Annotated in this window: 22 protein-coding genes; 6 read left to right on the top strand and 16 right to left on the bottom strand. The window is 70.7% G+C overall.

Annotation, left to right across the window (positions count from 1 at the left end; genetic code table 11):
* Positions 1-7: 7 nt before the first annotated feature.
* The 9 genes from EV186_RS28075 to EV186_RS28040 form a co-directional block, all read right to left on the bottom strand.
* Positions 8-1,069: a substrate-binding domain-containing protein gene (locus EV186_RS28075; protein WP_133852451.1), complete on the bottom strand. Its 1,062-nt coding sequence runs from the start codon at positions 1,067-1,069 to the stop codon at positions 8-10.
* A 26-nt stretch (positions 1,070-1,095) separates the two neighbouring features.
* Positions 1,096-2,082: an ABC transporter permease gene (locus tag EV186_RS28070; RefSeq protein WP_133852621.1), complete on the bottom strand. Its 987-nt coding sequence runs from the start codon at positions 2,080-2,082 to the stop codon at positions 1,096-1,098.
* Positions 2,083-2,111: 29 nt separating this feature from the next.
* Positions 2,112-3,638 carry a sugar ABC transporter ATP-binding protein gene (locus tag EV186_RS28065; protein ID WP_133852450.1) on the bottom strand — a complete coding sequence of 509 codons (1,527 nt, stop codon included), beginning with the start codon at positions 3,636-3,638 and terminating at the stop codon, positions 2,112-2,114.
* Positions 3,635-4,834, bottom strand: a complete 1,200-nt coding sequence (locus EV186_RS28060; RefSeq protein ID WP_133852449.1) for an ROK family transcriptional regulator — start codon at positions 4,832-4,834, stop codon at positions 3,635-3,637. Before EV186_RS28060 ends, EV186_RS28065 begins: the two co-directional genes overlap by 4 nt.
* A 611-nt stretch (positions 4,835-5,445) precedes the next feature.
* Positions 5,446-6,552, bottom strand: a complete 1,107-nt coding sequence (locus EV186_RS28055; RefSeq protein ID WP_133852620.1) for an ROK family protein — start codon at positions 6,550-6,552, stop codon at positions 5,446-5,448.
* A gap of 78 nt (positions 6,553-6,630) precedes the next feature.
* Positions 6,631-7,230 (bottom strand): DUF3558 family protein, encoded by a 600-nt coding sequence (locus EV186_RS39105; protein ID WP_166659373.1) that lies wholly within the window; start codon positions 7,228-7,230, stop codon positions 6,631-6,633.
* Positions 7,227-8,333, bottom strand: a complete 1,107-nt coding sequence (locus EV186_RS39100) for a hypothetical protein (protein ID WP_166659372.1) — start codon at positions 8,331-8,333, stop codon at positions 7,227-7,229. Before EV186_RS39100 ends, EV186_RS39105 begins: the two co-directional genes overlap by 4 nt.
* 1 nt (position 8,334) lies before the next feature.
* The gene (locus EV186_RS28045) at positions 8,335-8,718 is read right to left on the bottom strand and encodes a hypothetical protein (protein WP_133852447.1); all 384 of its coding nucleotides are present in this window, start codon (positions 8,716-8,718) and stop codon (positions 8,335-8,337) included.
* A 199-nt stretch (positions 8,719-8,917) separates the two neighbouring features.
* Positions 8,918-9,919 carry a type VII secretion protein EccE gene (locus EV186_RS28040; protein WP_166659371.1) on the bottom strand — a complete coding sequence of 334 codons (1,002 nt, stop codon included), beginning with the start codon at positions 9,917-9,919 and terminating at the stop codon, positions 8,918-8,920.
* A 225-nt stretch (positions 9,920-10,144) separates the two neighbouring features.
* On the opposite strand from EV186_RS28040, the gene eccB reads away from it, so the two are divergent.
* The 6 genes from eccB (at position 10,145) to EV186_RS28010 (ending at position 17,110) form a co-directional block, all read left to right on the top strand.
* Entirely contained in the window at positions 10,145-11,518 is a 1,374-nt protein-coding gene (gene eccB / locus EV186_RS28035; RefSeq protein WP_133852445.1) for a type VII secretion protein EccB, read from the top strand.
* Positions 11,518-13,857, top strand: coding sequence for a sensor histidine kinase (locus tag EV186_RS28030; RefSeq protein ID WP_133852444.1), 2,340 nt, complete (start codon positions 11,518-11,520; stop codon positions 13,855-13,857). Before eccB ends, EV186_RS28030 begins: the two co-directional genes overlap by 1 nt.
* On the top strand, positions 13,854-14,495 hold the full coding sequence (locus tag EV186_RS28025; protein WP_133852619.1) for a response regulator: 642 nt from the start codon (positions 13,854-13,856) through the stop codon (positions 14,493-14,495). The genes EV186_RS28030 and EV186_RS28025 overlap by 4 nt, the downstream gene beginning before the upstream one ends.
* Before the next feature lie 147 nt (positions 14,496-14,642).
* The gene (locus tag EV186_RS28020; protein ID WP_133852443.1) at positions 14,643-15,302 is read left to right on the top strand and encodes a response regulator; all 660 of its coding nucleotides are present in this window, start codon (positions 14,643-14,645) and stop codon (positions 15,300-15,302) included.
* A gap of 6 nt (positions 15,303-15,308) precedes the next feature.
* Positions 15,309-15,968 (top strand): sensor histidine kinase, encoded by a 660-nt coding sequence (locus EV186_RS28015; protein ID WP_133852442.1) that lies wholly within the window; start codon positions 15,309-15,311, stop codon positions 15,966-15,968.
* On the top strand, positions 15,965-17,110 hold the full coding sequence (locus EV186_RS28010) for a S8 family serine peptidase (RefSeq protein WP_243754324.1): 1,146 nt from the start codon (positions 15,965-15,967) through the stop codon (positions 17,108-17,110). Before EV186_RS28015 ends, EV186_RS28010 begins: the two co-directional genes overlap by 4 nt.
* Positions 17,111-17,163: 53 nt before the next feature.
* Here the strand turns inward: EV186_RS28010 and EV186_RS28005 are convergent, their stop codons facing one another.
* The 7 genes from EV186_RS28005 to EV186_RS27975 form a co-directional block, all read right to left on the bottom strand.
* Complete coding sequence (locus tag EV186_RS28005; protein WP_133852441.1) at positions 17,164-17,490, bottom strand: hypothetical protein; 327 nt, start codon at positions 17,488-17,490, stop codon at positions 17,164-17,166.
* A 5-nt stretch (positions 17,491-17,495) separates the two neighbouring features.
* The gene (locus EV186_RS28000; protein WP_133852440.1) at positions 17,496-18,347 is read right to left on the bottom strand and encodes a M15 family metallopeptidase; all 852 of its coding nucleotides are present in this window, start codon (positions 18,345-18,347) and stop codon (positions 17,496-17,498) included.
* 41 nt (positions 18,348-18,388) lie between these two features.
* Complete coding sequence (locus EV186_RS27995) at positions 18,389-19,207, bottom strand: transglycosylase SLT domain-containing protein (RefSeq protein WP_133852439.1); 819 nt, start codon at positions 19,205-19,207, stop codon at positions 18,389-18,391.
* A gap of 19 nt (positions 19,208-19,226) precedes the next feature.
* Positions 19,227-20,432: a WXG100 family type VII secretion target gene (locus EV186_RS27990; RefSeq protein WP_133852438.1), complete on the bottom strand. Its 1,206-nt coding sequence runs from the start codon at positions 20,430-20,432 to the stop codon at positions 19,227-19,229.
* A gap of 4 nt (positions 20,433-20,436) precedes the next feature.
* On the bottom strand, positions 20,437-21,099 hold the full coding sequence (locus tag EV186_RS27985) for a hypothetical protein (protein WP_133852437.1): 663 nt from the start codon (positions 21,097-21,099) through the stop codon (positions 20,437-20,439).
* An 82-nt stretch (positions 21,100-21,181) separates the two neighbouring features.
* Positions 21,182-21,538, bottom strand: coding sequence for a WXG100 family type VII secretion target (locus tag EV186_RS27980; protein WP_133852436.1), 357 nt, complete (start codon positions 21,536-21,538; stop codon positions 21,182-21,184).
* 31 nt (positions 21,539-21,569) lie between these two features.
* On the bottom strand, positions 21,570-21,926 hold the full coding sequence (locus EV186_RS27975) for a WXG100 family type VII secretion target (RefSeq protein ID WP_133852435.1): 357 nt from the start codon (positions 21,924-21,926) through the stop codon (positions 21,570-21,572).
* Between the last annotated feature and the right edge of the window lie 11 nt (positions 21,927-21,937).

Genomic DNA, 21,937 nt, shown 5'->3' with positions numbered 1-21,937 from the left:
AAAGGGGTCAGGAGTCGAAGCCGACGTCGAGGTAGGAGTCGACGTTGTCCTTGGTCACCACGGCCGAGTAGGTGGTGATCGACGCAGGCACCTCGTGCTCGGCGAAGTCGCCGACGCCCTTGCCCTGGCCCAGCAGGCGGGCCACGGCGATCGCGGTGGACGCCATCGACGGGCTGTAGAGCACGGTCGCCTTGATCACCGTGTTGTCGGCCTTGATGCGGTTCATCATGTCCCGCGAGCCGGCGCCGCCGACCATCACGAATTCCTTGCGGCTGGCCGAATCGATCGCGGCCATGACGCCGATTCCTTGGTCGTCGTCGTGGTTCCACAAGGCGTCCAGTTTGGACGCACCCTGCAGCAGGTTCGCCGTCTGCCGCTCGCCGGACTCGGCAGTGAACTCGGCCGACACCCGCGGGCCGACCTTGAACCCGTTGCGGGCCAAGGCATCCTTGAAGCCCTTGCTGCGTTCCTGGGTCAACGGCAGGGAGTCGATGCCCGCCACCTCGCCGATGATCGGGTTGCTGACGTTCTTCGCCTTCATCTGCTTGGCGATGTAGTCACCGGCGTTGACGCCCATCCGGTAGTTGTCGCCGCCGATCCACGTGCGGTAGGCGAGCGGGGTGTCGAACACGCGGTCCAGGTTGATCACCGGGATGCCCGCGTCCATGGCCTGCTGGCCGGCGGCGGTGAGTGCCTTGCCGTCGAAGGGCAGGATGACCAGCACGCCGACCTTCTTGTTGATCAGCGTCTCGACCTGGGCGATCTGCTGGTTGACGTCGTTGGTGCCCTCGGTGGCGTCCAGGGTCACCTCCTTGAACGCCGCGGCCTGCGCCTTGGCGTTCTTGGTCATGGCCGCCATCCAGCCGTGGTCGGCGGCGGGCGCCGAGAAGCCGATGGTGACGGGTTTGCCGGGCTGGGCGTTGGCGCCCGAACCACCCGCGACCTGCTGCGGCCCGGCCGCGGCCGGGGTGTTGGACGTGCAGCCGGCCACCAGCGCACCCGCACCCAGTGACATACCGAGGGCGGAGGCACCGAGCAGGAACTTGCGACGGGAGGGATCGATCGACATGGCTACTCCGGTGTAGGTGTCGGGGCCTAGGTTTTCCGAGTTCGATTGGTGCCGTACTGCAGCAGCACGGCGGCGACGATGATCACGCCCTTGGCGATGTTCTGGACGTCGGTCTCGAGGTTGTTCTGGGTGAAGATGCTGTTCACCACGGTGAAGATCAGCACGCCGATCAGGGTGCCGATGAGCGTGCCGCGCCCGCCGGTGAGCAGCGTGCCGCCGATGACGACTGCGGCGATGGCGTCGAGTTCGTAGTAGAGGCCGTTGGTGGAGGCTCCCGACGTGGTGCGGGCGACGACCATCAAAGCCGCGATGCCGCAACACAATCCGGCCACCGCATAGACCATCGCGGTGTGCCGCTTGACGTTGATGCCCGCGAGGCGAGCGGCCTCGGCGTTGCCGCCGACCGCGAACGTGCGCCGGCCGAACGTGGTGCGGTTGAGCACCACCCAGCCGACCACGTAGACCACCGCGAGCATCCAGATCAGCACCGGGATGCCCAGGAAGGCACCGCGGAAGAAGTCCAGGTAGCCCTGCTGGTTGACCACCTGGGTGCGCCGGCCGGAGAGGCGTTCGGCCAGACCGCGGGCCGAGGCGTACATCGCGAGCGTCGCGATGAACGGCACGAGCTTGCCGTACGCGATCAGCAGGCCGTTGATCAACCCGGCGCCCAGCCCGACGGCGAGCGCGCAGACCACCATGACGAACGGGCCGTAGGACTGCGTGGCGAGCGTCGTCATCCACACCGACGCCAGCGCCACCATCGAGCCGACCGAAAGGTCGATGCCGCCGGAGATGATCACGAACGTCATCCCGACGCTGACCACGCCGATCGCCGCCGCGAGGCGAAGCATCGTGGAGATGTTGCTCTCGGACAGGAACGTGTCGGGCCCGGTGACGTACCCGATGACGCACAACACCACGAGCACGCCGAAGAGGATCGAGAGCCGCAGGTCGGGCCGGAACCCGCGCACCTTGGGCACGTTGGCGGGCGGCGGTTGCACCGGTTGGTCCACCGTCTCGGCCGTGCCCGGACTGGACGCTGTCACGTCATCACCTCGCTGCCTTCCATCACCAGGTCGAGCACGGCCGCCTCGGTCAGCTCCGCGGCGGGTGCCTCGGTGAGCAACCGGCCCTCACGCATCACGAGCACGCGATCGGCGAGCCCGAGCACCTCGGGCACCTCGCTGGAGACCAGCAGCACCGCGACTCCGGCCGCGGCCAGCTGGTGGATCAGCCGGTAGAGCTCGGCGCGGGCGCCGACGTCCACGCCGCGGGTCGGCTCGTCGAGCAGCAGCACCGAGCAGTCGCGCACCAGCCACCGCGCGACCACGGCCTTCTGCTGGTTGCCGCCCGACAGCGTGCGGGCGATCCGCCGCGGGTCCGCGGGACGCAGGTCGAGGCGTTCGAGCGTGGCGCGGGCCGTGCGCAGTTCCTTGCCGCGCTCGGTGAACCCGGCGCGGCTGAACGCGGGCAGGCTCGCGAGCGTCACGTTGTCGGCCACGGACTGGTCGAGCAGCAGGCCCTGGCTCTTGCGCTCCTCCGGCGCGAGCCCGATCCCGGCGGCGACCGCGGCGGGCACGCTGCCCGGCCGCAAGGGTTTGCCGTTCACCATCACGGTGCCCGCGTCGGCCTTGCGCGCGCCGAACACCGTCTCCAGCAACTCGCTGCGCCCGGCGCCGACCAGCCCGGCGATCCCGACGATCTCCCCGGCGTGCAGGGTGAAGCCGATGTCGGCGAACTCGCCTTCGCGGGTCAGCCCCTCGACCCGCAGCACCTCGCGCGACTCGTCCACTGTGGACACATCACGGCGCGGGAAGACGGTCTCCACCATCCGCCCGGACATGAGGTTCACCAGTTCGCTGGTCGGCGTGTTCGCGGGCAGGCCGGCGGCGACCGTGCGGCCGTCCTTGAGGACGGTGACCCGGTGCCCGATGCGGCGGATCTCGTCGAGGCGGTGGGAGATGTAGACGACCGCGACGCCCTCGGCGGTCAGCTCGGCGACGATCCGGAAGAGGTTGTCCACCTCGTCGGCGGCGAGCGCGGCGGTCGGCTCGTCCATCACGATCAGGCGGGCGTCGTGGGCGAGCGCGCGGGCCATCGACACCAGTTGCTGGCCGGCCGAGGACAGCAACCCGACCTCGCGTCCGGGCGGGATCTCCGGGTGGCCGAGGCGGCGCAGCAGGTCGCGGGCGGCGCCCCGCATGGCAAGCCGCTTGGTGAAGCCGAAACTGGCGGGTTCGTTGCCCAGGAAGATGTTCTCCGCGACCGACAACCCGGGGACCAGGTCGAGCTCCTGGTACATCGTGGCGATGCCGAGGCGCAGCGCCGCGACCGGCGAGCCCAGCGTCGCCGGCTCGCCGCGCCAGGTGATCACGCCGTCGTCCGGCTGGTGGGCACCCGACAGCACCTTGATCAGCGTGGACTTGCCCGCCCCGTTCTGGCCGAGCAGGCAGTGCACCTCGCCGGGCAGCACGTCGAGGTCGACGCCGTCGAGCGCCCGCACGCCGGGAAACGCCTTGACGATGCCGGTCATGGTGAGCAGCGATTCGGGGTTCGGTGACTCGCTCATGCTGGCGCCTCCTCGCGCATCGGCACGATCGCCGGGTCCGCGAACACCCGGCGCAATCCGGCGAGGGCGGCTGCCTCGGCGAAGTCGAGCCGTGAGCCCACGATGCGCACGCCACCGCCGCCGGGGGCCAGGGTCGTGGCCACCACCTGGTCGCGGACCGGCTCGATCAGCCACTCGGGCAGCGCCGCGAAGTAGCCCCCCAGCACCACGACCGCCGGGTTCACCAGGTTGACCACAATGGACACACCGATGGCCAGCGAGGACCCGGTGGCGTGCAAGGCATCCAGCGTGCGCCGGTCACCCTGCTCGGCGCGCTCGCGGATCAGCCGCATCCGGCTGGCGAGGTCCAGGGACGGGTCGTGCACGGGGTCGGTGGGATCGGCGCAGGCGTGCAGCAGCGCGGCGAGCCCGACCTGGGACTCCCAGCAGCCGCGCCGTCCACACGAGCAGGTCGCGCCGAACGGGTCCATGGGCATGTGCCCGATCTCGCCGGCGTAACCCAGGCTGCCGCGGATCAGGCGGCCGTCGGCGACCAACGCGCCGCCCACGCCGAAGTCGCCGTTGACGTAGGCGAGGTCGTGCACGTTCGGCATCGCCTCGGACTCGGCTTGGGCACCGAGGTTCGCGTCGTTGCCGACCGCGATCAGGTCCAGGGCGAACCCGGTGCGCGCGGCCAGTTCGTCGGCGACCGCGACGCCCTGCCAGCGCAGCCGGGGCGCGATCGTGACGGCGCCCGCGTCGGTGTCGACCAGACCGGGCACGGAGACGGTGACGCCGACCGGTTCCTGGCCGACCTGCCGGGCCAGCTCGGCGAGCGCGTCCATGGCGCGGGCCGGTCCGGCGGCCGGCACGTCGAGGGCGACGCGCGCCTGGTGCACGACGGCGCCGGTGAGGTCGATGACGGCGACGCCCACGTGGTCGGCGTGCACGTCGAGGCCGAGGCCGTGGGCGCCGTCGGGCCGCAGCGCGACCTGTTGGCCGGGCCGGCCCTGACCGGGGACGGCCGCGCCGGTCTCGTGCACGAGACCGCGCAGGCCGAGGTCGGTGACCAGGCTGGAGACGGTCGCCTTGGCCAGGCCGCAGCGGGCCGCGAGCTGTGCGCGGGAGAGCGGCCCGTGGGCGCGCAGCGCGCGCAGCACGAGCGCGAGGTTGCCGCGGCGCAGGCCGTTCTGGCTCGCTGGCTGGTGCTCGGTCACGACATCCGTTTCGTTCGGGAGATGGTCGAAGTGGGTGGGTCCGATCACAGGAGAGCTTGCGGGAGCCTCCCCCGTGACGGCAATAGGCCGTTTGGCCGCATCCTTCCGACGGTCTTTCGATCAGAATCGACAAAAGTCTGCCGAACCAGTCCCAAACTCTCTCCGCTCACCTTCGCGGCACAACGGGCGTGTCCCACAGTCAGGCGGGGTGTGTCCCCTCTTCCGACCCGGTGTGTCCCCTCGTCCAGCCGGGCGTGTCCCCCCGTTCCCGCAGAGCGTGTCCCCTGCTCCCGCCGGGCGTGTCCCACGCGGAGTCGCGTTTGGCCGCCCCGAGGCCAAACCGCCGCCAACCGCCGCTCGTGGGTTCGGTTTTACACGGGGCACGACGGCCCTAAACTCGCGCGGTGCGGGCGCCTCACCTTCCTGCCCGTTTTGGCGCCCGCAAGGGCCGTCGTGGGGGTCCCCGTGTCAAACCGAACCCACCCAACTCGACCCGCACCCCGAAACCAACCGGACCAGCGCGCACACCGAGCCGGACAAGCGGACACACCCGGCTGGACGAGGGGACACGCGCGGTCGGAAGGGGGGACACGCGCGGAGGGGTGTGCGGGTCAGGTGAAGGCGCGGTCGGTGGCTGACCAGGCGGCGCCGGTGACGCCGGCCAGAGTGCCGAGTTCGGACAGCACGATCGGCAGGTTGCCGGTGGCGAGCGGCAGCGACCGGCGGTAGACCGAGCTGCGCACCTCGGCAAGCAGCGGGTGGCCGAGTTGCGAGACCCCGCCGCCGATCACGACCATGCCCGGGTTGAGGAAGCTGACCAGCGACGCGACCACGTGCCCGAGCCGCCGCCCGCCCTCGCGCACGAGGTTCGCGGCGGCGAAGTCACCAGCGGCGGCCGCTTCGCCGACGTTCTTGGCGGTCAGCGTGCCGCCGTGCTCGAGCTGTTCGGCCAGCGCGGGGGAGCGACCGCTGCGGGCGAGGGTCAGCGCGTCGCGGGCGAGCGCGGCGCCGCCGAAGTAGGCCTCCAGGCACCCGACCTCGCCGCACGCGCACGCCGGGCCGTAGTCGTCGAGGCGGATGTGCCCGATGTCGCCGGCCGTACCCGCAACGCCGCGGTAGACCCGGCCGCCGAGCACGATGCCGCAGCCGATGCCGGTGCCGATCTTGACGAAGATCAGGTCGTCCAGGGACCGCGCGACCCCAGCATGCCGTTCGCCCAGGGCCATCACGTTCACGTCGTTGTCCACTGTGACCGGACAACCCCACGCCCCGGACAGCTCGTCACGCACCGGGTAGCGGTCCCAGCCGGGCATGATCGGCGGGGCGACCGGCATGCCCTCTCGGAAGCTCACCGGGCCGGGCAGCCCGATGCCGGCGCCGAGCAACCGGCCGGGTGCCTTGCCGAGCACCTGGTCGGCGAGCGTGCGCACGGTCCCGAGCACCGGCCCAGGCCCTTGGCGCACAAGGCAATCCTGGCTTTCGCTGGCCAGCACCTCGCACCGCCCGTCGGTCACGGCGACGGTCACCGAGGTCGCGCCGACGTCCACGCCGAGGAATCGCAGGTCGTCCGCGAGGTGCACCAGCGTGGACCGCCGCCCGCCCCGGCTCGCCGCCGGGCCGCCGATCGCGACTAGCCCGGCCTCGACGAGCCGGCCGAGCTCGCCGCTCAGCTTCGCCCGCGGCAGCTCCAACCGCTCACCGAGCGCGACCCGGGACATCGGCCCCTCGTCACGCAACACGGCGAGCAGGTTCGGCGCGTTGCTCCCGTCCACGCGGCCACTGTAACCGCGCGACGCCTACTCGCTGCCGGTGATCGTCGCCAGCACCTGCTCCGCGACCGCCGTCGTCGACTTGCAGGTGTCTTCCCGCGGCTTGTCGGTGTTGAACTTCGTCACTTCGACGCCGACGTAGCTCCGGTCGGTGAAACCGATCGCGACGCTGCAGAACTCCGGGGAACCCTGTCCGGTGTAGTAGAGCACCGGGTGGCTCGCCAAGGTGCCCTGCTTCCAGTACTCGGGGGAGAGCCCCTTGGCGTGGTCCGCGGTCAACTCCGCCAGCCCGGCGTCGGTCACCACGAAGGCGGTGACCCACAAGGTGCCGGTCTCCCGGTGCTGCAGGTCGCCGTACTGGCACGTCGGGGACTGCGCGTGCGCCTTGACCGTGCCGGCCCGGACGGTGAAACCGTTCTTGTCCAGGGCCGTGCGTTGCGCGTCGGTGAGCACTGAGCAGGGACTCGCCACGAACGACGCGAGTTCCGCCGGCGCGGCCGACGCCGACGTGGTGGCGACCGTGCGCGTCGTCGGCCCGGGCGGCGGGCTGTCCTTCTCGCCGCAGCCGGCGAGAAGGACACCCACGAGCGCCGCGGCTGCGCCGACGGCCGCGATGCGGAGCGTCACACCCGCCAGTTCTTGGCGTAGTCCATGAACTGGGGCGCCATGTCCGACGAGGCGTTGGTGCTCTTGTTGGTGTACCGGCGCGCCTGCTCGAGTTGGCTGACGCGGGTGTGGAGATTCATCCCCAGATCGTTGATCGCCTTCGCCGTGTCCTGCTCGAGCTTCGTCATGTTCTTCATGTAATCGATCACGGTGTCCTTGAGGAACGCGTGCTTGCCGATCGGGTTTTCTTCTTCCTTGGGCTTTTCCGCCGAGGTGGCGCCCTTCGCGCCCTCGCCGACCATCTGCGCGCCGGCCGCGGCGAGGGTCGAGGCCTGGACCACCGCGGACACGCCGTCGGTGAGGACCGCGCACACCAGCTCGACGATGCCGGTGATGATGATCGACGTCCAGTTGATGGGCGCGCCGTCGTCCTTCCCGTAGTCGGCGAACCGCTTGGTGAGCCCGTCCATCTGCTTGGCCATGGCCTCGCTGGCCTTCTTGTAGATCATCCGGTACTTCACGAGCGTCTCGGCGATGCGCAGGAAGCCGTTCTCGACGTAAACCTGGAACCGGATCAGGTCGTCCTCGAAGAGCTGCGCGTCCAGGTGCTCGGTGGCCGTCCAGCCGTAGCGCATCGACAACCAGTCGATGCGGATCTGCCCGAGCTCGTCGTACAGGTCGCCGTCCCGGACGGGCTTCTCGGCCGTCGCGTTCGGCGGTGGCTGGGTGTCGACGTGGTCGGCGGGCGGCGGGAAGGTGAAGCAGCCCTTGGTCAGCATGTCGTAGCCCTGGCTGATCGTGGCCTCGTTGATGCCCGCGATCGCCTTGGCGAAGATGAAGAACTGGTCCGGCATGGTGGCGAAGCCGTCGAGCGCGGACACCGCCCGGTAGTCCGGGTCGCCCTCCCGGTTGTCCGGGGAGAAGACCGGTACGTCGATCAGCGTCTGTCCGCTGATGTTCTTCTCGACGGTGGGCCGGTAGATGCGCGGACCGTTGTTGGTCTGCGGGTTGGACAGGTAGTCGACCCAGGCGTTCAGCTCGCCGGCGGCTTTCGCCAGCTCGGGGTCGGTGTCGGCGTTGATGCCCGGGACCGGGATCGGCCCGCGGCCGGGAGGCAGGGTCATGTCAGTTCCCCTGTCCCAGGTTGTTGGCGATGTTGGTGAAGTTCTGCGCGTGCTCGGCGTCGGTCCGCTCGGCCCATGCGATGTGCTTGAGCGCCATGTCCCGGTAGGTGCTCAGCGAGTCGATGACCTGACCCTGGTCGATGCGCAGGAACTCGATCGCCGCGCCGACCTGGTTGAGGAACGACTGGCTCGCGCTGAGCACGTCACCGTGCCCGTACCCGCTGACCCAGCCGGGCGTCGACCCGGCGGAGTTCATGGTGTTGTACGCGTTGGTGTACGAGTCGTTGTTCTGCTTCAGCCGGTCGATCACCGGTGTGAGCCAGAGGTCGATGGCACGCCGGAAGGCGTCCGCATCGATCGCGTATTCGTTGGACGGGTCGCCCATGACAGATATCCCCCAGTGGATGCTCTGTGTGCACGCGGGTGCGTGCGTTCGGCATCATGACATGGGTGGTTGCCAGCGCGCTGGGAAAGCGCGGTTCAGGTGGCCGGTGAGGATCGCCACGGCGGCCGTTCGCGCAGCTTGACCTCGGTCTCGGCTATGCCCGGCTGGGGTTCGAGTCCGGTGAACGCGCAGGAGCAGGTCAGCTGATCGCCACGGGCAGGGTGGCGCGGACGTGCTCGGCGTGCCTGCCGTTGGCGGGCACCAGGGGTACGCCGAGCGCGGCGAGTTGTTCGGCGTCCACACCGGACCGGCCGCGGTGCAGTCCGATGCGGACCGTCGCGGCCGGTTTCGGCTCGCCCTGCGCGTTGCGCCGCAACGTGTACGCGACGCAGGTGAACATGCTGCGGGGCGCGCACCGGCCGATCACCGCGGCGACGTCGCCGGGGGAGCGGGTCAGCAGGCACGCCTGGCGCTGGTCGCCGATGCGCCAGTACCGCCACGTCTCGGCGGCTTCGTAGCCGACCGTCTTGGCGAACAGGGAGTCCTGGCCGGCGCCGACCGAGACCACCAGCTCATTGTGCAGGTCCAAGGTGTCCAGCACGGACGCGTCGTACCCGAGCTCGGCGAGGTCGCTGACCAACCGCAGCGCCGCGCTCGACGCCGCCTTGAACGCGCCGTCGCGGCCGTCGCCGCGGGCCAGCGCGGCCCACGGCGCGTCCTCGCGCTGGTAGCGCACGGCGAGCCAGTAGACGCTGATCGGGTTCGGGCTCACCGAGGCCGCGGGCACCGACCACACCACCAGCTGCGCCGCCGCCAACGGGATGTCGGTGCGCTCGAATGCCTTGTGCAGCACCAGGAGCAGCCGGTCCGGGTCCGGGTGGACGGTCGGCGCCAGCCGGATCGTGACGCTGTAGCCCTCTTCCTCGCCGATCGTGGCCACGCCGACGCGGTTACCGGCCCGGTCGACGTGGGTGTGAATGGTCAGGTCCGGTTCGAGTGCGCGGACCGGGGTGGCCGTGTCGGCATTTTTACCCTTGCGGCGTGCCAGGTATTTGAGGTAAATGGCGAGCCATTGCGCACCGCATTGGCCGCCTATCCGCACCGAGCTGGCCGCGATCGCGACGAGGGCGGCGACGATGACCACGACGGTGAGCACGGTGAGCTCGCCGTCGGGAAAGAGTGTTGCCAGAACGGCGGTCACGGCCAGTTGCCAAACGGCGATCTGACCTGCGGAAACCGGCAGGATCCAGGGTAGCCGCCGACCGGCGCCGTGAGGCCGGGCCGGGACGCGCGGACTTGCCGTCATCACCATCAGATACGCACCGTTCGCCAATCCCTGGTGAGATATTGCCAACGCAATAATGCTTCTCGGTATTATGTCGCGTACCGAGCGTGCCATCAAGCTCGCAAAGAGGAGCAGTGCCGGGTGTGGACTCAGCGGGATCAGATTCAGGCATACCAGTTCCTGCGCAGGCGTCTGGTCTCCGCACTCGTCGCGGCCGACGCCAACCACCCCACGTCGCCCTCCAAGCGGCTGGTGCTCGGCGTGGTCCTCGGCCTGGCCGGCACCCTGCTCGCCGCCGCCGTCTTCGGCGTGATCGGTCTGCTCACCCCGAGCCGCGCGCAGGAGTGGCGCCAGGGCGGCCAGGTGATCGTCGAGCAGGAGACCGGCGCCTTGTTCATCCTCGGCGCGGACGACGCCCTGCACCCGGTCCTCAACTACGCCTCGGCGCGGCTGCTCGCGGGCGGTGACGGCACCAAGACCGTGGTGGTCCCGGCCAAGTCGCTGCGGGACGTGCCGCGCGGCGAAGGCGTGGGCCTGGCCGGTGCGCCGGCGTCGTTGCCGCAGCCGGACCGCCTGGTGTCCGGCCCGTGGACCCGGTGCAGCCGCACGTCACCGGACCGCCCGGCCGGCGCCCCGCCGATCTCGACCGTCCTGTTAGGACAGGACCCGGCCGGTTCGGTGCTGCGCGACGGGCAGGGCCTGCTGGCCCGGCTGGACGGCGACCGCCAGTACCTCATCACCGGCGGGCACCGCTACAAGCTGGCCGACAAGGCCACGGTGACCGCGCTCGGCTACGACTCCGCCGACGTGCTCACCGTCTCGCCGGAGTGGCTCAACACGGTTCCCGCGGGCCGCGACCTGGGCACGATCGACGTGCCGCAGGCCGGCGCGCAGGGCCCGGCGGTCGGCGGGCAGGCGACCCGGATCGGCCAGGTGCTCACCACCGGCGGCGGCTACTACCTGGTGCGCCCCGACGGCCTCGCGGTGGTCACCGAGACCGAGGCGCGGCTCGCGCTGGGCGCCGCGCACGCGGGCGCGGCCTACCCGGGCCGGGTGCCCGAACCGCTGCCGGTCGCGGCCGCCGACGTCGCCGCCGCGCCCCGCTCGGCGGCGAAGTCCACCGGCTACCCCCGCTTCCACCCGGTGACCGTGACCGTCGACCAGTCGTCGGTCGTCTGCACGACCGGGACCGAGGTGACCGTCGGGCACGGCACCCTGGCGCTGGCCAGCCCGCCGATCCTCACCGACCCGAAGGCCAAGGCGGCCACCGAGGTCTCGGTGCCCGGCGGCATGGGCGCGGTGGTGGAGTCGCAGCCGACGCCCGGCGCGGCGAGTGGCACGGTGTACGTCATCACCGACACCGGCAAGAAGTACCCAGTGGTCGACGAGAAGGCGCTCGCCGCCCTCGGCTACGGCGGCGCGCCCAAGGTCGGCGTCTCGCCCGACGTCCTGGCGTTGTTCCCCACCGGCGTCACGCTCGACCCGAACGCGGCCGCGCGGACGGTGCCGACCTGATGGGACCCGCCGAGCGGTTGCTGCTGCGTCAGGGCCTCAAGTACGCCCTGATCCTGCGGCTGATCGTGTCCGGTGTGGCCAGCCTGGTCTCGCTCGTGCTCGAGCCGGGGCCGGTGTGGTGGCGCACGGCGGCGGTCGTGCTCGGCCTGAACGCGTGGCAGCTCTGGTTCGCCCGCGAACGCCTGCGCACCTGCACCGAGGACGGCGGCACGTCGCGGCGTTGGCTGGTGCCGCTCGACGTCGCGGTCATCTGCGCGATCTGCCTGTCCCAGACGTGGACCACGGTGCTCCCGCACACCAGCGAAGACGGCGCCCTGCTCAACTGGGTGCAGGTGGCCGCGGAGATCGCCGTTGTCGCCTACCCGTGGGTGACCGGCCCGCTCGGCCTGGCGCTGCTGACCGCCGCGGTCACCGCCGCCTACATCGCCGGCCAGACGATGGCGCAGCCCGAACTGTTCCTCGGCGGCGCGGCCCTGCACCTCTGGCTGATCGTCGAGGCCGCGCTGTCGTGGGGCATCTACCGCCTGGTGCGCGGACGCGCGCGGACCGCCGACGAACAGGTCGCCCGCGAGGAACGGCTGCGCACGCGGACGGCGCTGGCCAACGCCCGGCGCGTCGACGAGAACGAATACCTCGCGACGCTGCACGACACCGCGTCGGCGACGCTGCTCATGGTCGGCGCCGGCGTCGTCGCGGGGCGCCAGGAGTGGCTGGCCGAGCAGGCCGCCCGCGACCTGGAGGCGATCCGGGGGCCGGCCGCCGTGCCCGGCAGCGAGGTCGACCTGGTCCCGATGCTGCGCGAGGTCGTCCGGCAGAGCCCGCTGCGGGTGCGCTGGCACGGCGTCGAGTCGTTGCGGGTGCCCGCTTTGGACGCGGTGATGCTCTGCCACGGCACCCGCGAAGCCCTCACCAACGTGTTGCGCCACGCGGGCACCGACGAGGCGACCACGACCGTCGCGGTCGAGGGCGGCGACGTGGTCATCGAGGTGACCGACCACGGCCGCGGCTTCGACCCGGCGTCGATCTCCGGGCACCACCACGGCGTGACGCGCTCGCTGGTGGCGCGGATGGCCCGCATCGGCGGCAACGCGACGGTGACCAGCAAGCCCGGCGTCGGCACGACCGTGCGGATGACCTGGCCGCTGAGCCACGGGACCCACGGCCAGAGTTCCCACAGCAGCGGGCCGATCAGGCTGACCGACCCGATCGACACCGAGATCATCGCCGCCAACTACGGCAAGGGTCTGCGCTGGTCGGTGGTCGGGATGAGCGCGATCATCCTGCTGCTGCTGGACGTGCCGAAGCTGCTGGCCAACCTCGACGCCTACGACTCCGTCGTCGCCCAGGTCGTCGCCCTCGCGGGGTTCCTCGGGATCACCGTGGTCGCCGGGATCTCGACCCAGCGCGACCGCCCGCTCGGCGGGTGGCGCTGGCCGTTGCTGGCGCTGGCCCTGGGCCTGTCCGTGCTCGCCACCCAGGCCGTGTCCGCCGAACACCGGCTCGGCGTGGCGCACTGGGCCGAGGGCGACGCCGCGTGGTGGGTCGCGTTGCTGCTGCTGGATTCCCCGGTCGCCGTGTTCGTCAGCGCGGTGGTCGCGCAGTACGTGCTCACGTACGCGGACTCGCTGATCTTCGGGCACGCCGCGGTCACCGTGGCCGGCACCGTGAACGCCGTGCTGCTGGTCCTCTCGTTCCAGTTCGCCGTCGGTATGATCGCCGCGGTCCTGCGGTCGATCGCCGCGCCCGCCGCGCGGGCGGCCCGCGAGGCCGAACAACTGCGCACGGCCGAGGCGGTCGAGCGGGCACTGCACGAGGACCGCAAGGAGCGCTGGGCGGCACTGGCCGACACGACCGTGCCGTTGCTGGACGGGCTCGCCTCCGGCAGGCTCGACCCGGCCGACGACGCGGTGCGCCGGGCGTGTGCGGTGGAGGCGACGCGGATGCGCAGGCTCTTCGTGGAGGCGGCCGGTGAGGCCGACCCGCTGCTGCACGAGCTGCGGGCGTGCATCGAGCTCGCCGAACGCAACGGCGTCTCCGTGTCCTTCGCCGAGTACGGCAACCGGCCGAAGGTGCCGATCCAGGCCCGCCGGATGCTGACCGAGCCCGCCGTCGCGGTGCTCGCGACCGCGCGGGGCAAGGTGCGGCTGACCATGGTCGGTACGGTCGGCACCGACGGTGGAGACGGCACGGACGGCGCCCAGGAGTCGGTGACGGTCAGCGTGGTCGCGGCTCGCACGCCCTACGCCGTTCCGGCCCCCGACCGTGACGGCGTCCGCACCGCGGTCGTTGAGGAAGGCGACCGGCTGTGGATCCAGACGACCTGGCGAGGCGGGACATGATCTCCGTTGTCGTGGTGGACGACCACTCCGTGGTGATCGCGGGGATCCGCGCGTGGTGCGCGCTGGCGGACCCGCCGATCAAGGTCGTCGACGCCGGGCCGTCGGTCGCGGTGGCGTGGCTGGACCCGGGTGGCTCGGCCGACGTCGTCGTGTTCGACATGCAGCTCGACCGCACCGGCCCCGCCTACGCCGACCTCAAGCGGCTGGTCGACGCCGGCCGCCAGGTCGTCGTCTACAGCGGACGCACCGACCGCGAGACGATGCTGACCTGCATGGACATCGGGGCGTTCACCTACCTCACGAAGGCCGAGGGCGAGGAGCACCTCGTCGCGGCCATCCAGGCGGCCGCCACGCACGGCACCTACACGCCGCCGATGCTCTCCGGCGCCTTCGGCACCGACGACCGTCCAAACCGGCCGACGCTCGCGCCCCGGGAGAAGGAAGTGCTCCTGGAGTGGTTCCACTGCGAGTCCAAGGAGATGGTGGCCAAGCGGCTGGGCATCACGGCCTCGCGGGTCAACCACTGCCTGGAGCGGGTGCGGCTCAAGTACGCCAAGGTCGGCCGGGAGGCCCCGACCAAGGCCGCGCTTGTCGCGCGCCTGATCCAAGACGGCCACGTCGACGTCGACGAGTTGTGACACCTCTTGGTGACCGCTTGTCGGTGACTTGTCGACCACCTGTTTCCACGATTCGGGGACAAACAACCACCATCATCTCGGGGTGACCCTGGCTACATTCTGGTGCAGCACCACTACGCACTGACGCCGCACCTTCGGGGAGGAGCGATGGCAACCGCGGGTATTCCGGTCGGGGTCGTCGAGGACCACCCGCTCTACCGCACGGCGCTGGCCGGGCTGCTCCAGGAGGAGCCCGACATCGAGCTGGACGCCGTCGCGGAGTCGGTCACGCAGTTCGCGGCGCGCCGACAACGGCAGGGCAGTGTGGTGCTGCTCGACCTGAATCTGCCGGGGGTGCAGGACGCGGCAGCGGTGATGGAGGTCGTCCGGTTGGGGCACAAGGTGCTGGTCATCTCGGCACAAGCGGGCCGGACGCAGGTCTTGGGCGCGATGGACGCGGGCGCCCGCGGCTACCTCTGCAAGGACGCCGACGCCACGGAGATCCTGCGGGCGATCAGGGAGATCGCCGCCGGACGGCGCTACATCTCACCCACGGTGGCGTCGTTCGTGCTGGACACCTCGGCCTCGCGCGCGAAGTACCCGGAACTCTCCGTGCGCGAGATCGAGGTGCTGGCGAAGGTGGCGGCGGGGGAGCGGGACCAGGACATCGCCGACGCGCTGCACATCAGCGTGCGGACCGTCCGCTCCTATTTGGACAGGATCAGGGACAAGACCGGGCTGCGGCGCCGGTCCGAGCTGACCCGCTACGCGATCGGCCGGGGATACGTGGACCACGGAAGCTCGAACGACTCTTTGTTGCCCGCCTGAGCGCCCATGGAGCTCTTCGCGCTCGCCTGCGGTGCGTTGCTCGGGGCCGCGGTGGCGGGCTGGACGGCGTACGGCGCGGGGCTGCGTGCCGGGCGGGCCCGCGAACGGGTCGCGACGAACCGGTTCCTGCACGATTCGGTGCTGCCGACGTTCGAGGCGTTCGGCCTGGCCACGGCCTCGGACGAATCGCGTGCGGCCACGAAGCTCGCCGAACTGCGCCGTGTGGCCCGTGCGCAGGCCACCGTGTTGCGCCGGGGACTCGCGAGCACGCAGCGCACCGACCAGGTCATCGGCCTCGGCCACGACATCGACCGGGTGCTGGCCGACTTCGCGGGTGAGGGCCTGCGGGTCGAGCTGACCGCCCAGGTCGACGGCGTGCTGCCGGAGCCGAGGCAGGCGGCGGTGCGCGAGGCGTTGCGGGAAGCGTTGCGCAACACGGTCAAGCACGCCGGGGTGGACCGCACGCGGGTGCGGGTGTCCGAACGGGACGGTGGGATCGCGGTGGAGGCGTGGGACGAGGGCAGTGGCTTCGACGCCCGCGACCGGCCGCCGGGCTTCGGCATCCGCGAGTCGATCGTCGCGCGGATGCGGGAGGTCGGCGGCACGGGTGCGGTGGTGTCCGAACCGGGCGTCGGCACCCGGGTGACCTTGTGGGTGCCGCGGTGAAGCGCCTGGCGCCCTTGGGTTTGGTATGCGTGGTGCTGGGGCTGCTGGTCGCGCCGGCCTCGTCCGTGGCCGTGGCCGCGCCGCCGTGCGTGACGCCGACCGGGGTCTACAAGGACCCGCCGAAGTGGTCGCAGAAGGTCACCGAAACCAAGGACGTGCTGCCGCTCGCCACCGGCGCGGGACAGACGGTCGCGGTGATCGGCACCGGCGTCGACCCGCACAACCCGCAGTTCGGCAGCCGGGTCACCGTGCTCGGCGGGGGCGGCGACGACTGCGACGGTCGCGGCACGTTCGCCGCCGGAATCGTTGCGGCACAGCCGAATCCGGCCACGACGTTCGTCGGCATGGCGCCTGGCGCGCGGTTGCTGGGCGTGAAGTACACCCAGGCGATGACCAACGGCAACGACGCTGAACCGGATCCGAATGCCTTGGCCTCGGCGATCACCAACTCGGTTTCCTCTGGGGCCACCGTGATCCTGGTCGTGTTGCCGGCGTATCGGACCACTCCGGCGCTGACTACCGCGGTGCGCAACGCGATCAACGCCGGGGTCGTCGTCGTGTCGCCGGCCATGGGGACCCAGCAGGGCGTGAAGACGTACCCGACGGCCTTGCCCGGGGTGATCGGGGTGGGCGCCGTCGACGACAAGGGCGCGCCGTTGCAGACCGAGTCCGGGGACTACATCACCATGGTCGCGCCGGGCGCGGATGTGGTGAGCACGTCGGCGAAAACCGCTGGGGTGGGGCAGATCTGGGGGCTCGGTGATCACCCGCCGATCTATTCGGGAGCCGCTTATGTGGCCGGGGCAGTGGCGTTGGTGCGGTCCTACCGGCCGGGGCTGAACCCCGAGCAGGTGGCCAACCGGCTGATCGCCACGGCGAACCGGCCGCCGAGCGGTGGGCGGGATCCCAAGCTGGGCTGGGGGATGCTGGACGTGACCGCCGCGGTCACGGCGGAGCTACCGGGGGAGCGGGAGGGCGACAGCCGGCCGGAGTTCATCGTGCCCGCGGCGGCGGCGGTCGAGCCCGCACCGCACGACCGGGCGCCGGGCTGGCTCGCTGTCGGCGGTGTGGTGCTGGGGGTTTTGGCGGTTGTCGCCGTGCGGGTTTATCGGCGTGGACAGGCCCGCGGCTGGCGGCCCTGAAGCGACTGCCATGAATGACCCATTCGAGGCGCTCAGCGTCCCGAGTGGGACATTCAGGGCTTTGCGTTCATCCGGGCCGCGTTGTTCGCGTCGAAGCGCTGGATCGCCGCGGCGGCCAGCTTCATCCCGGCGATCATGGTGTTCAGGTGCTCGTCGGTCAGCGCGAAGCGGGTTCGGCTGCTCTCCAGGAAATCCACGTGGGCGTTCGCCGCGGTGGCGGAGGCTTCTACGTTGCCGAACGCTCCCGCCGGCAGGCGGTGGGCGTCGACCTTTTTGGCTACTTCGGCGAACGCCGCCACCTGGGCCGGCAGGTCCCTGGTCGCGGCCGCCATCACGAGGTCGGGCGTGACCTCGTAACCGCGACCAGGGGTGGGCTCCATGCCGGCTACTGGGCCGGCTGCTGGTGCTGCTGGGCGTTGCGCAGCTGCTGGGCGTACGCGGCGACCTGGTCGGGCGTGCCGACGATCTCGAAGTGCATGCCGTCGACCGGGGCGTGCTGGTAGTCACCGCCCCAGCGAACGACGCCGCCGGTCTCGTTGACGATGTTGTGGATCTCGTCGATCTGGGCGGGGGTGAAGGTGTTCGCCACGGGGACCCCGCGCGGGTGGCTGCCGGCGTTGAGGTCGATCGCCGTGCCGCTCGCGTGGTTGGAGATGGTGGTGCTGCTGCCGCGGACGTTGCGGTGCGCGTAACCCCAGTCGTCCGCTTCGCCGGTCGGGGCGTTCTGGTCGATGTTCTCCACGCGCCGGTTGAACTCGTCGGCCACGTGGACCAGCACGTCGCCGGCGTCGCCGTTGGCCACGTTCAGCCGCACGCCGGTGCCCGGCACGGTGCGCGAGCTGCGCGGCGGGTCCACCGGGTAGCCGTTCTGCGAGGTCGGGCCGGCGTTCTGGGCGACGCGCACGGGTTGCGCGATGTCGTCGGTCTGCTGCGCCCGCTGCTGGTCGTTCTGGCGGTAGGCGTCGTCGGAGTCGTTGACGCCACCGATCCAGTCGCTCAGGCGCTTCATGGCGTCGCGCAGCCGCTGGGCGCCGTCCTGCACGTTGGTCTGGTGCCCGCTGGACGCCGTCTGAGAGCCCGACACCTTGCCGAAGCCCTCGCCGGGCACCTGGCGGCCGGTCAGCAACGACTTGATGCTGTCCAAAGCGGACACCTGCTTGGGCATGTGGCTGTTGGCCGCGGTCTGCAAGGCCTCGCTCTCGGCGAGGAAGCCCTGTCCAGCGGGCGTGTAGGTCATGGCCGGGCTCCTTCGTGCTGGCGGGGTCGGGGGTCAGCCGGTCAGGCGAGGTTGGACGGGATCGGCGGGTTGATCATGTCCTCGCGCACCGGCGCGGTGGTCTGGTCGATGCTCTGCGCGCCCTGGTTGCTGAAGTTCTGGTAGTCGGTCGCGGTGCACTTGATGTCGTCGCTGTGGGTCCGGACGCGCTCGCTGCCCTTGCTGGCGTGCTGGCCGTACTTCTGGGTGTTGCTCACGTGCGCCTGGTGGGCCTGGCTCGAGCCCTGCACCTTGCCGAACGCCTGACCGCTGGCCGCGGCGCGCTGTGCCTGCTGCGAGGCCTTCGACAGCTTGTCCGCCGGGTTCATCAGCTTGCCGACCGACTCCATCAGCTTCTCGAGCTCGCCGAGGAAGCCCTGGGAGTTGCTGCTGCCCTGGCCGTTCTGCTGCGGCGTCTGCTGCTGGGCCGGGGTCTGCTGCAGCTGGTCGGTGGGCGTGGTCGTCTGGTCGCCCGAGTGCGCGGCCCGGGCCCGGTCGAGGTACTGGCGGTACTGCCCGCCGGTGTAGGTCGACCACTGGTTCCAGCCGTAGTGCTGCTGGATCGCGTAGGCGTTGGCGGCGTTGGTCGCCGGGTCCATGTTGGCCTGCTGGTTGCGGTGCGCCTGGTCGAAAGCGTTGCCGTAGCCCGGGTTCACCGACCGGATCTGCCACAACCCGACCGAGGGGCCGAACGTCGCGTTCTGCAGGTTCACGTCGCCGATGTTGCTGGAGTTGCCGCCCGACTCGGCGAGCGCGACCGCGATGGCCGTGTCCAGGTCGGGACCGGTGAACCCGGCGCCAGCCGCAAACTGGGCGATCTGCTGGTCGGTCAGCTGAGCCATGGTGCGTCCCTTCGAAACGTCAGAATCGGTAGTCGTCCGGCGCCGGGGCGGGCGGGTCCTCGCCGACCACGGGCGGCGTGATCGTCGACGACTGGCCCCAGACCTCTTCGGTCTCCATCAACCACGGCGGGATGCGCCGCGCGCCCGCCATGTCGTGGCCGCCGGGCGCGTACGGCATCATCGGCATCATGGGCATGCCGGTGCCGCCCGCTCCCGCGCCCGCGGCGCTCCCGAGGGCACGCAGTGCGGCCGCGGCTCCCGCCGCGGGCACCGCGGCGCCGGTGAGCCCCGCCCGTGGAGTCGGTGGTGGCGAGCCGCCACCGATCGTCCCGCCACCACCGATGCCCTTGCCGCCACCGAGACCGCTAAGGCCGGCCTTGGCCTTGTCGTCGGCGGCTTTGTCCTTCTTCTCCTTGGTCTTCTGCGCCCACGGCGGCACCTTCGGCAGGATCGGGATACCCAGCCGTCCTGCGCCGGCCGCGGTCACCGCGGCCAGGCCTGCCGTGAACATGTTGCCGAACACCGGTTTCCCGGTCGGCTGACCCGTGGTCGGGTTGGGCTCGCCCGGGGCCAAGGTGCTCGGAAGTTGTTGCCCAGTACCGGTGCCGTTCTGCGGCACGTCCGGGGCGGTGCCGCCGGTCGCCGGGCGGGGGATCTCCGCGTCGGCTGCCTGGTAGTGCCCGGCGAGCTCGGTCATCACCTGGACCGCCTTGGCGTGCGCGGCGTCGGCTTGGGCCACGGCCTGCTGGTGCTGCTGCAGGGCCTGCACCGCGTCCTGTTGTTGCTGCTGCATGGTGATCACCTGGTTCGGCGCCATGAACGGGCTCACCTGCATCGGCGTCGTCGCCAGCTGCACCGTGGCCGCGGGCAGGTCCGGCACCGACACCGGTGGCGGCATCTCCGCCTTCGCTTTCACCAGCGCGTCACCCGCGTCGTTGGTGAGGTCGCGCATCCGGAACGCCACGTCGCCGATCTCGCGCAAGCCACCGGACAGGTCGCTGACCATTGTCTGGTACTGGTCGGCGGCGCCGCCCTTCCAGTGGTGCTTGAAGGCACCGAGCTTCGCGTCGAGGTTCGACGCCTGCTCGTGCAGCCGGGCGCCGACGGAGTCCCAGTTGTTCGCCGCGTCGCGCGCGGTGCTCTCCACGCCCGCGTGCAGCATGTCCCACAGCTGCTGGTGGGTGTACTGCGCGAACGGCGTCTTGGCCGTGTTGTCGACGAACATCGCTTCAGGCCCCCGTTCCGCCGGTCAGCTTGTCCGGTCCCGTGAGCCCGCCGAGGATGTCGACGCCACCACCGCCGGTCAGCTGGTCGCCACCGGAGAGCGGCAGGATGTCCCCGGTCCCGCCCAGGACGTCGCCGAGCCCGTGCGTGAGGCCCTCGACCGTGCCGGTGATCCCGTGGGTCAGCCCGTCGACGGTGCCGGTGATCCCGTCGGCCAGTCCGTCCACGGTGCCGGTGAGGCCGTGGACGAGTCCGTTGACGCTGTGGGTGATCCCGTCGGTGATCCCGTCGACGGTGCCGGTCACGCCGTCGACCAGCCCGCCGGTCACCGAGTCGACCACGCCACCGATCCCGCCGGCCGCGTTGATCTTCTGGTTGTACTCGTCGTCGAAGTGGTCGTACGAGTGGTGCACCGACTTCGTGATCTCTTCGGCGAAGTCGATCGCGTCGCGGGCCTGCCCGACGAGCGTGGTCATCTTCTCCGCGGCGGTGTCGTGGTTGTGCCACAACAGCTTCGCCTCGGAGAAGGCGCCGAACTCGATGACCTCCCCGGTCAGCGAGGTGAGGTGGCTCAGCGGTTTGGTCATCCCGCTCAACTGCGTTTTCAGTTCCTCCGAGAAGGCTGTCAGCGACTCGAGGTCGACGTGGAATCCCTCATGGGCTGACATGACCACCCTTTCCGGCGCGTCCGGGTGAGGTGGGTCCGGCGCCCACCTCACCCTTGTGCTGACCTACTTGAGCGTTGTGATCTCAGTACAGACCCGAGCTGGCCGGGGTCGCACCGTGCTGCTGGAACTTGCCCGCGAGGTGGGAGTCCAGGGCAGCGCCGTCCTGGGCGGACTGGCTGAGCAGACCACCGAGGTTGTGGATGATCTGGTTCATCTCGTTGAGCAGCTGGCGGAGCTTGGTCTCCGCCTGCTGGGCGTCCATACCGGACTGCGAACCCGAGGCGTACCAGCTCTCCCGGACCGGGCCGAGCGCGGTGTTGAGATCGGACATCGCGACGTTGATGGCCCCGGAGTACTTCACGAGGGTGCCACCGGCGTTGTCCACCGCGCCGTAGTTCATCGCAACGGTGCCGGAACTGGCCGCGCCTTGTGCGAACATTTCGGTTCTCTCCCTTCTTGGTGAGTGGGCGTCAGCCGTTCAGGCCGGCGACGACGCCGCCGCCACCGCTGACGGCCTGCGTGGTGTTGGTGAACCGCACGCCCTGCTGACGGGAGAACTCGGCGTGCTGCGTCATGACCTCGTTGAACTTCTGCGCGATCACGGTGAGCTCGATGCGCGCCTTCTGGATGCGGTCGTTGAGCAGCATCTTGTTCTGGTCGAACGAGAGGCGGGCCGCGCCGTTGAAGTTCTGGGTCGCGCCGACCAAGCCGTCCACCTCGGCGTTCAGCTTGGCCATCATGTCCTGGATGCGGGTGGACGTCTCGTCGAAGTCCTTCGCGGCCTTCGACATGACGCCCTGATCAACAAGGAATCCCTGAGGTGCCATTGTGTTTTGCC

The sequence above is a fragment of the Labedaea rhizosphaerae genome, assembly GCF_004362825.1.
Taxonomy (GTDB): domain Bacteria; phylum Actinomycetota; class Actinomycetes; order Mycobacteriales; family Pseudonocardiaceae; genus Labedaea; species Labedaea rhizosphaerae.
The sequence above is the reverse complement of the archived record's forward strand: the minus strand, read 5'-3'. Positions and strand labels throughout refer to the sequence as shown.